The 9,208-nt window shown below is 46.8% G+C and carries 12 protein-coding genes; 3 read left to right on the forward strand and 9 right to left on the reverse strand.

What is annotated here, in order from left to right:
* The 3 genes from GMA8713_RS24540 to GMA8713_RS24550 all read left to right on the forward strand — a co-directional run.
* Positions 1-337: IS630 family transposase (locus GMA8713_RS24540; protein WP_157515497.1), on the forward strand; the 337-nt coding region annotated here is incomplete at its 5' end.
* 39 nt (positions 338-376) lie between these two features.
* Positions 377-949 (forward strand): hypothetical protein, encoded by a 573-nt coding sequence (locus GMA8713_RS27820; protein WP_198159580.1) that lies wholly within the window; start codon positions 377-379, stop codon positions 947-949.
* Positions 946-1,803, forward strand: a complete 858-nt coding sequence (locus tag GMA8713_RS24550; RefSeq protein WP_062715169.1) for a zinc-dependent metalloprotease family protein — start codon at positions 946-948, stop codon at positions 1,801-1,803. The genes GMA8713_RS27820 and GMA8713_RS24550 overlap by 4 nt, the downstream gene beginning before the upstream one ends.
* Positions 1,804-1,940: 137 nt before the next feature.
* On the opposite strand, the gene GMA8713_RS24555 is transcribed toward GMA8713_RS24550, so the two are convergent.
* The 9 genes from GMA8713_RS24555 to GMA8713_RS24595 all read right to left on the reverse strand — a co-directional run.
* Positions 1,941-2,711: a hypothetical protein gene (locus GMA8713_RS24555; protein WP_062715171.1), complete on the reverse strand. Its 771-nt coding sequence runs from the start codon at positions 2,709-2,711 to the stop codon at positions 1,941-1,943.
* Complete coding sequence (locus tag GMA8713_RS24560) at positions 2,699-3,235, reverse strand: RNA polymerase sigma factor (RefSeq protein WP_062715172.1); 537 nt, start codon at positions 3,233-3,235, stop codon at positions 2,699-2,701. Before GMA8713_RS24560 ends, GMA8713_RS24555 begins: the two co-directional genes overlap by 13 nt.
* Before the next feature lie 8 nt (positions 3,236-3,243).
* Complete coding sequence (locus GMA8713_RS24565) at positions 3,244-3,948, reverse strand: hypothetical protein (RefSeq protein WP_062715175.1); 705 nt, start codon at positions 3,946-3,948, stop codon at positions 3,244-3,246.
* Positions 3,949-4,031: 83 nt separating this feature from the next.
* Positions 4,032-4,577 (reverse strand): nucleotidyltransferase family protein, encoded by a 546-nt coding sequence (locus GMA8713_RS24570; RefSeq protein ID WP_062715177.1) that lies wholly within the window; start codon positions 4,575-4,577, stop codon positions 4,032-4,034.
* A gap of 116 nt (positions 4,578-4,693) precedes the next feature.
* On the reverse strand, positions 4,694-5,767 hold the full coding sequence (locus GMA8713_RS24575) for an SGNH/GDSL hydrolase family protein (RefSeq protein WP_062715179.1): 1,074 nt from the start codon (positions 5,765-5,767) through the stop codon (positions 4,694-4,696).
* A 370-nt stretch (positions 5,768-6,137) separates the two neighbouring features.
* Complete coding sequence (locus GMA8713_RS24580) at positions 6,138-6,368, reverse strand: hypothetical protein (protein WP_062715180.1); 231 nt, start codon at positions 6,366-6,368, stop codon at positions 6,138-6,140.
* Positions 6,369-6,990: 622 nt separating this feature from the next.
* Positions 6,991-8,199, reverse strand: coding sequence for an ammonium transporter (locus GMA8713_RS24585; RefSeq protein WP_062715182.1), 1,209 nt, complete (start codon positions 8,197-8,199; stop codon positions 6,991-6,993).
* A gap of 404 nt (positions 8,200-8,603) precedes the next feature.
* Positions 8,604-8,840 (reverse strand): hypothetical protein, encoded by a 237-nt coding sequence (locus GMA8713_RS24590; RefSeq protein ID WP_002540711.1) that lies wholly within the window; start codon positions 8,838-8,840, stop codon positions 8,604-8,606.
* 31 nt (positions 8,841-8,871) lie between these two features.
* A partial coding sequence (locus GMA8713_RS24595; RefSeq protein ID WP_157515497.1) for an IS630 family transposase occupies positions 8,872-9,208 on the reverse strand: 337 nt, incomplete at its 5' end.

A 9,208-nucleotide genomic window follows, 5' to 3' on the forward strand; every position in this document is an offset into this window, starting at 1 on the left:
AAAGAAAGACTCAGACCTATTCATTGCCATGCTGGAGAAGCTAAAGTGGCACTACCGCCGAGCCAAAAGTGTCACCTTGATACTGGATAACTACATCATCCACAAAAGTAAAAAAACGAAGGCTTGGCTCAAGAAGAACCCAAAGTTCAGGCTGCTGTTCCAGCCCGTTTATTGCCCTTGGGTCAACGTCATAGAACGATTGTGGAATGCTCTCCATGAGACAATTACTCGGAATCACAGGTGTAAACATATGTGGCAATTGCTCAGGAAGGTGAAGCACTTTATGGATAACGTATCGCCGTACCCGGGAGGTTGCCACGGCACGGCGAAAATGTAGCACTATTCGGATCAGTTATTTAGGGCGTGGAGTATGGACATGGATTTCCAAACGCCAAACAAGGTGGGAGACACTATTAAAAACGATGCGGGTCAGCGTTTTGTCCGTTACCACATGTATGATGGCGACTGGGCGAGGGCAGTGAAACTGCCAGAATCTGTTAACCAGCTTCAGGGCATTGTTATCACGTCCAACGCATCTTGGATATCACGTATTGATGACGCGCAGTTGGGAACCAAGAGTACGGCTTCTATCCGCACAAAAGACAAATACGTGTTGGTCTACAACAAGCAATATAAAAAATGGTTCTTCAAGTCTGCACCAGAGCGATTTATCAATGCGCGTGATATTAAAGACGGTGTGGTGCCAACCCCTTACTCGCCGATGACAGTGGTGCAGTTTGCGAATGCCAACTACATCGGCAACATCTCCCTGCCCGTGCAAGGCAAGGAAGGGGATACAGTTGCCATCCGCTCCCATGCTGAATGGAATGCCACCATTATGAATATCCGTACCGATTTGGGCGAGCCTCTGACGGTCAGGAGTATGTCTTTGTTTATCGTGGTGACCGCAATCTGTGGAGCTTGTATAAGAGCCCCGAAGTACGCATGAATGCGCGTGATGTTACAAATGGCGAGCTTAACATCACTGCACCTGATACCCACGTTTACTTTTCTAATGCCAATTGGGTAGGGGATCTGAAATTGCCAAACCGTGGCGAAGGCACCCGCGTTCACGTGAAAACGAATGCGGCTTGGTCGTTTGTCGTGTCAGGGCAGGGAATGAGCCCAAACAGACTACATCGTGGCGAATGGGCAACCTTTGTGGTGAATGGCAGTGGAAATTGGGAGCGGGAAACCGTCACTATCGATTTGTTGGCCTACTACAGCCATCGAAACGTGCAGAAAATTGGCGAAACCAAATCACGTGCTCGTTTGGTGGAAGGCTTTGTGAAAACCAATGAAGCGCTGATGAACTCAGGGGCTAACTTCCGTTTCCGCATGGTTTCTCTTGAGAAATTCCAGACACCGGACACCTGGCTGAAACTGGGTGATGCTTTGAGTGCTCTGCGCTCTGATCAGATTGCTCAGCAGCGACGTGACGCCCTGAAAGCGGACGCGATTTACTACGAGGGCACTGAAAGCGGGTGTGGTCTGGCTTGGGTGAAATCCAGCCGTTTCAATATGGTGGCGACAGGATCGCTCAACTGTGGCACCACTGTTATGCGCCATGAGCTTGGGCACAACATGGGACTGAATCATGGTGTACTGACGCCGGATTTGGCGAGTGATATCGCCGTTGGTTACTCTGCGGAACGCACCGTGATGGGCGGCAATACGATCCCGTATTTCTCGACGCCAGAAAAGCTTTCTCCGAACACCAAACTTCCGCTGGGTTTTGAGAACCAGATTGATGGTGTGAAAGCGATGAATAACTTCTCGAAGCAGGTCGCGGGATACAACTAAGCTAGTTTCGCTTGGATAGAAAAAAGCCCTCTAAAGTTTGGAGGGCTTTTTTTGCTTAAATTCTCGCTTCGTTTTCTATGGGCGCTTGTGGCACTTGATCGATATCTGAAGGCCACAGCGCGCCGCCTGACCAGCTTTTATATGGCGTTCCAGTTACTCAGTTCAACGCAACGGCCGCGGTATAGCACTTGACTGTCCGGCGTCTCACCAATGGTGACAATCAGCTCGGAACTGTTCTGCAATTGCTTCCATTCCGTAGTCGACATAAAGCGGGTGTCATTAATGTTTCTCAGCGTGTCGATGCGGGTAACCTCACCGGATTCTTTATCCCGCATCCAGACAGTGGCCATTTCCGGCGGTAACTCCGATTCGCGCAGGTTCCGTTGCAGACGCAGTGTCGACTTCGCATCCCCTAATCCGCGATACGCCACAATGGCAAACAGATTGTGTTCCTGTTCAGAGGACATCAAAGCAAAGTAGTTAGCAGGCTGAACAATAATCGGACCTTTCTTTGGAGCCTCTGGTGGCATGATGCTCGGACTTATCAGCACACCCATCACGAGCGAAAAGGCGATTGATAAAGGCATGATGACCGCTTTCCACCAAGGCGCTTTCAGTGCAGTTATGGCTAATTCGCGTTGTGGGTTAATGGCAGTGGCGATATTGCGCCAAACCCGCTCAGGCGGTTGGGTAAACTCCCACTCTAAATGTGCATCGACACAAGGAGTGATACCGGCAAAATGCTGCTGCCAGTGCTCAATGTGTTCCCACCAACTTGGGTCCTGATTCATCAAACATTCCAGACGACGCTGGACGTTGTGTGTGAGCGTGCCGAGGACATATTCTGCGGCGAGCCTGTCTCTTAATTCCGCGGATTGGTAGCGCTTGGCAACGTTTAATGCAGGCATCGTTTAAGCTCCATCAGTCCGCGTCGAATCCATGATTTTACTGTTCCTAGTGGGGAGTTCACGTGTTCGACAATCTCTTCGTGGCTCAGGCCGTGTTCATAAGCAAGGACGATGACACAGCGCTTTTCAGGTGTGAGGGCTTGCAGGCAATAACTCAGTTTCTGATGTTCTGGGTGTGCGTTGTTTTCAAGCATCTCCAAACCTCTCTCGGCCTCTGATATGGGGTCAGAGACCGATTCTTCCTTTGAATATCGCACCTTTCTCAGTTCATCAATGGCGAGGTTTCGCATACTCTGGCAAAGCCAGGCCCAAGGATAGTCTATGGGGTAGTTGTGCTGCCTGAACCAGAGCTTCAGAAAGCCTTCCTGCAACAAATCAGCTGCCAGCCCTTCGTCTTTGACGATAGAAACCAGTAAATGATATAAGCGCGAACCTGTGAGCGAATAGAGCGCTTCAAAAGCGCTCCTGTCTTTTAGGGCAATGCGGGAGAGTAACTCGCCGACTTCCTTGGTATCGAGTCTCAAAAATCACCTCATAGCGGCACTATGTGCCAGATGTCCTTCACGCCGTTTCCTGTCGTTTGACCTGGCGCAGTATCTTTAATCCATCTGTAAAGTGGCATCCCTTGGTATGTCCACTGAACGTTCCCATCCTTTCGTTTTGTTACCCCAAAACCACCGGACAATGTGACCGATGAAGCGTTTTGCGTGTCCACCAAAGCGGGTGGCCAATACGTTGCACAGTCGCCATAGCAATTAGAGATACCCTTTTCATCTTTATCAAACGTATAGAGGGTAAAATTGTCGCTATCCACCAGATAGCGGCGTTTATCATCGTTATATAGCCGGACTGTCACATCATCGGCACGCGTTAGTGGCCAAACGCCTCCGATACCCGCCCCTTTGATATCGCCAGCCTTCATGTCTTTAAACCAGCGATAAAGCGGTGCGCCCCGATACGCCCATTGTTCGCTGCCATCATCACGATTGATGATGCTAAACCCCGGCTGACTGCCATAGAGTGTGTTTGTCGCCGGATTAACAGAAAGTGGCGGCCATTTAGCTGCGCAGCCACCGTTGCAGACTGACTTACCGGTAGTATCTTTACTGAAGGTATAAAGTGTGCGTCCGTTTGGATCGACAAAAACTTCACCAACTGCAGTGTTGACAGTGTTGTCTGCGGCGATAGCCAGCGTTGGAAACGCTAGCATGACGCCGACAAGCATAGGTTTGTACATGGGATTTCCTTCTCATTATTTTTGACATCATGAGACAGCGCTGTCAGAGAAGGAGACGGGATAGGAAGTGATTTAGATGCAGGTTATCCGAAATTTTTTTCCACTGTTAATTTTGGCCAGTGCAAGAGCCACTTTTTAGACTTTATACGCTGGTGGAAGATAGCGGCGTCGCGTTTAGGGTTGGGTGTGATTTTCAATGCAAATAGGGATTCAAATCCGAATGGGGAGATACACTCTAGCATGTTGTCATCACCGAGTCTGATTGCCACTGCGGTTTCTTTTTCTGGCCAGAAACTCATCGCATCTAAGATGTCCAAATAGGGTTCATCATTGTTTCGCTGGTGCATTTGCGCTTGGTTGCGAACTTGCCAATTGAGCGAGGGCATTATCGTATTTAAGTGCAATTCATACGTCAGATGAGCCTTTATATCAGTTTCATCAGCTTTGAAATAAATCACATCCACATCATTGAGCGGAGTCGCGTTTTCTTTGTGGTGTAGGCGATCCCAAACCAGATTTCGGATAAAGCCAGCAGCGATATAACACTGAGGCAATTTTAGACTGCGTGTGGCATAGAGCGCCTGCATGCGCAACGGGTCGCCCTGAACCCATTCAATGATGGTCTGCATCTTCAGTTTGTTTGGGTATATAGAAAATAGTTGATGAGTGAATGTTACCACTGAAGTCTGAGAAGAACGCCTGCCGCCGAGAAAATCGGGGGCAGGCGAACGTTTGCAAAGAGGGGTTAAAGAAGCTTATTGACCTGAATAAAATCAGACAGCTTGTTGGCAATATCCTTGTGTTCTTCAGAAGTAGGATGCCAGATACATCCTTCAAGTGGAGAGACAAAAGTATGGCTATAAATACCTTCGTAACCTTGAGCATTCAGCCTTTGGATCGCTTCGCTGGTCGCTGGAATAATGTAGTCATAAGGGTAGGCTGGGCGAGGCATTAAGATAACATTTACGCCACTGTAGCGCTGGCGAAGTTCACCGACAAATTCAACCATACGGTCTGTCCAGTCTGTTTTCACTGCTTCAATATCCACCCATGGTTCATGAGGCTGAGGATCGCTGCTGAAATCATTGGTGCCTACTTCTACAACAATAAGGTTTGGATGTGTGTCTTCGAAATCATGGGTGAACCCAAAGACTGCACTGGCCTTGTCAGCGTAATAGGTAAGATCATGATGAGGCTGGTTACCACTCCAGTTTCTGATCAGCCCCAAGCCTGAAAATGAAACCTGTGTAATGCTGGCATTCAATACTTCGCCGGTTTGATAGGGGAAAGCGAGGCGGGCATTTGAAGACGCATACACCTCCCCCCAGGTACATTCGCGCTTATTTGATTCACTGCCGAAGCCCGCACTGATGGAATCCCCGATAAATAGAATATGGGGTTGTGTCTCCCAAATGCCTTGCAGGCTGCCATCGTGGTCAAAAGAGATAACCTGGGTGAGTGAATCATAGTTTTCGGTTCGTTTAACTATTTCCACTTGTACTTTTTTTGGATCATCATTTTCTAATAATGTAAACGATTGTGGTTTATTTCCGCGAGCAGTAATAAGTTTTTTAGTCAGCTTTCCATCAATTAAAACATCAAAATGATCGCCATTTCCAATTAGGGTAACGCTTAGTGTGTGACCGTTAAATTGGGTTTTAACTGATGTTCCTGGCCAATTGAGTTGCACTATGCCTTCAGAATAATCTTTGATAGTGCGACCTTCATAATTGAGCGTATGGTGAGTTGCGGGTACAGATTGTGCGACAGCATTTGCAGCAATTAGCAATAAAGAAATACATCCGAGTTGTTTAAGCATTTTTTTGTCCCGTTTGGATTTTGAGAATAGACCTTCTTCAATAAGTGGATGACTCACTTCCCGACTTTGAAAATGCGAAGGTGGTGACAAGAAAGATTAAATATCTCCGGCTGATAGAATGAAAAGCCAATGATGGAATTTGCGATCGTAAATGCTTGAAAACTTGTACAGAGTAGGGTTTGTAAAGCTGATAAGTCAGTCAGAATACATAGCTACTTGAAGTGCTTCTAAGAGTGAAGAAAAAGAAATGGAGCCCATTATGGGCTCCATATATTTATCTGTTAGCAGCGAGGTTCTGTTCTATATCGCCCACAGGTGTTGACAGGTTTTTCGCATGCTTTAGGGTATTATTGAATAACAGCGAACGGACTTAATTCAACCACACATCGCATATGGCATCAGTCCACGAGTTTCTTAATTTTGTGCTGACTTCATTATCATAAAGTAAGACTTCTATAAAATCGACGTCGCACCTATCACGATATTTTTCGAAGATTTCACGGGTCACACTTTGCGCTTCATTTCTAAGCGCATCGCTGATCGAATCGCCCACTCGTAGTTGTCCCAATACATCTACTGCTTGCATATATTCTAAATCCATGTTCCCTCCCCTTTAGGGAAATATTCCAATAGTATCAGCTTGCCAAATTTGCCAAAGTTACAGCCAAAAGACATGTGTATATTAAGTAATAATTGTTGTGTTTATAGTTTGCGCATATTAATAGCTTCGTCAATAAAAAATGTCACATATATATTGTATATGTATTATTCATGAGACTTATTGGATATATGCATATATACCCAAACAACCTGAAGATGCAGGATGCAGCGAGCTTGACTGGCGTTGTGATCGCAGCGTTCCTTTCCAGATGTAGTCATCTCCATCAAAAAGGAACAACAAAGAGCACGGCGTCTGTCAACTCGCCCGAAGGGAGGCCATCAATGCGCCGACTTCTTCGTTAAATCCCACGGAAATAGAACGACTATTCCTCGTGAAATTTGCCTCAAATTGAACGCATTGATGACCTCTGAATGCGAGTATCTTTAGGTCGTTTGGGTATAGGAAATGTTTATGGGGTTTGGTTGACAGGTTTGGAGTGTAGATGAGAATTGATATGTGATTTTTAGTCTCGATACTATAAAAGAATATATTGTAAACGCTTAATTTTAAAGAAAAGCCCCGCTTGATTATGAGGGGCTTTATCGCAGCATTGATGGTTAAATTAGTCTTCCGACGTTGCTCCGATTTTGTGAATAGCTAAGTCGGCGCCATTATATTCGTCTTCTTCGCTTAAGCGAATACCTGCAGTTTTTTCAGCTAGAGTATAAACAATCCAACCACCAACAAACGCGACAACGACACCCGTAGCTGTACCGATGATTTGAGCTATAAGGCTAACACCACCAAGGCCACCAAGGGTTTCTGAACCGAAGATGCCTGCTGCGATACCGCCCCAAACACCACATACGCCGTGAAGTGGCCATACACCCAGCACGTCATCAATTTTGAAACGGTTTTGGATAAGGGTGAACAGCCAAACAAACAACACGCCCGCTACACCGCCAGTGATTAAGGCACCGATCGGGTGCATCAAATCAGAGCCGGCACAAACGGCTACAAGGCCTGCCAATGGACCATTGTGCAGGAAACCAGGGTCATTCTTACCTGCAATGAGGGAGGTGATGATACCGCCGACCATTGCCATTAGGGTGTTTACTGCGACAAGACCACTGATACCGTCCATGGTTTGTGCAGACATTACGTTAAAGCCGAACCAACCCACAGTCAGAATCCATGCGCCAAGTGCCAGGAACGGAATATTGGAAGGTGCAAAAGCAATCAGCTTATCGCCGCGGTAACGGCCTTTACGAACGCCAAGAATCATAATGGCAGCCAGTGCAATCCATCCGCCAACAGCGTGAACCACGACTGAACCAGCGAAATCATGGAAAGGGGCACCAAAGGTTGCTTCTAGCCAACCCTGAAAACCAAAGTTACCGTTCCAGATTAGCCCCTCGAAAAATGGATAAACAAAAGCGACGATGGCTGCCGCAGCAATCAACATGGGATAGAACTTGGCACGTTCGGCAACACCGCCGGATATGATGGCTGGAATCGCGGCGGCAAAGGTCATTAAGAAGAAGAACTTCACTAACTCATAGCCGTTACCCTCGGATAGGACGCTGGCGCTGCTGAAAAAATTAACGTCGTAAGCGACCCAGTAGCCAATAAAGAAATAGGCGAGCGCTGAGAAGCCGAAGTCGGACATGATTTTGACCAAGGCGTTGACTTGGTTGCGGTGACGGACGGTACCGACTTCCAGAAAGGCAAAACCTGCGTGCATTGCCAATACCATAATGGCACCGATCAGAATAAAGAGCGTGTTCGCGCTTTCTGACAGCGTTTGAATCGCGCTACTAATATTTTCCACGTTGTAAATCCTCTACTTCCTTGAGATTGAATTTCCTGTGGATGGGGATAGCACAAAGCGTGCCTGAATGATCTAAATAAGTGCACGAAAGCGCCATAAGTGTGCAAATATTATTTAACTCCATGATATTTATATAGAAGATCATGCACCACTCAAGATGTCTATTGATATTGAAAGCGGGGATATTCAAGAGAAGGGATGTTTTATGCGCTTAAACGGGGCATGTTTGCACTATCTTTGTGCGCAAGTTAATGAAGCGTAAACGAAATGACTGACGCCGTGCTCTTTATTGTTCCTTTTTGATGGATGTGAAACCACAACTACAAAAGAAGGCCGCGATCACAACGCCAGCCAAACTGGCGGAATCCTATATCTTCAGGTTGTTTGGGCGTAAGATCACCCGCTTATCTTTGCTCTAGCCATACATCACAGATGGCATCGGTCCAACTGTTTCGTAATTGCGCGCTGACCATGGAATGATCTAGCAGTGAAAAGATAGCGTCGATATCGCACTTATCTTTGTGCTTATCGAAGACTGCTCTAGCTACCTCACCGGCCTCGTCCCTGAGTGCTTCACTGATTGAGTTTCCTACCCGTAATTGGCCCAAAACATCAACCGCTTTAATGTAATCTAAATCCATTTTCCCTCCTAAATAACTGATCCGAATAGTGCTACATTTTCGCCGTGCCGTGGCAACCTCCCGGGTAAGGCGATACGTTATCCATAAAGTGCTTCACCTTCCTGAGCAATTGCCACATATGTTTACACCTGTGATTCCGAGTAATTGTCTCATGGAGAGCATTCCACAATCGTTCTATGACGTTGACCCAAGGGCAATAAACGGGCTGGAACAGCAGCCTGAACTTTGGGTTCTTCTTGAGCCAAGCCTTCGTTTTTTTACTTTTGTGGATGATGTAGTTATCCAGTATCAAGGTGACACTTTTGGCTCGGCGGTAGTGCCACTTTAGCTTCTCCAGCATGGCAATGAATAGGTCTGAGTCTTTCTTT

This window comes from Grimontia marina, from assembly GCF_900060185.1.
In the GTDB taxonomy this organism is placed as follows: Bacteria; Pseudomonadota; Gammaproteobacteria; order Enterobacterales; family Vibrionaceae; genus Enterovibrio; species Enterovibrio marinus.

Coding starts and splice junctions, on each gene's coding strand:
- GMA8713_RS24570 (WP_062715177.1), bottom strand. CDS start 4,577: ATGCAGACCATCATTGAATGGGTTCAGGGCGACCCGTTGCGCATGCAG.
- GMA8713_RS24555 (WP_062715171.1), bottom strand. CDS start 2,711: ATGCCTGCATTAAACGTTGCCAAGCGCTACCAATCCGCGGAATTAAGA.
- GMA8713_RS24580 (WP_062715180.1), bottom strand. CDS start 6,368: ATGGATTTAGAATATATGCAAGCAGTAGATGTATTGGGACAACTACGA.
- GMA8713_RS24590 (WP_002540711.1), bottom strand. CDS start 8,840: ATGGATTTAGATTACATTAAAGCGGTTGATGTTTTGGGCCAATTACGG.
- GMA8713_RS24565 (WP_062715175.1), bottom strand. CDS start 3,948: ATGTACAAACCTATGCTTGTCGGCGTCATGCTAGCGTTTCCAACGCTG.
- GMA8713_RS27820 (WP_198159580.1), top strand. CDS start 377: ATGGATTTCCAAACGCCAAACAAGGTGGGAGACACTATTAAAAACGAT.
- GMA8713_RS24575 (WP_062715179.1), bottom strand. CDS start 5,767: ATGCTTAAACAACTCGGATGTATTTCTTTATTGCTAATTGCTGCAAAT.
- GMA8713_RS24550 (WP_062715169.1), top strand. CDS start 946: ATGAATGCGCGTGATGTTACAAATGGCGAGCTTAACATCACTGCACCT.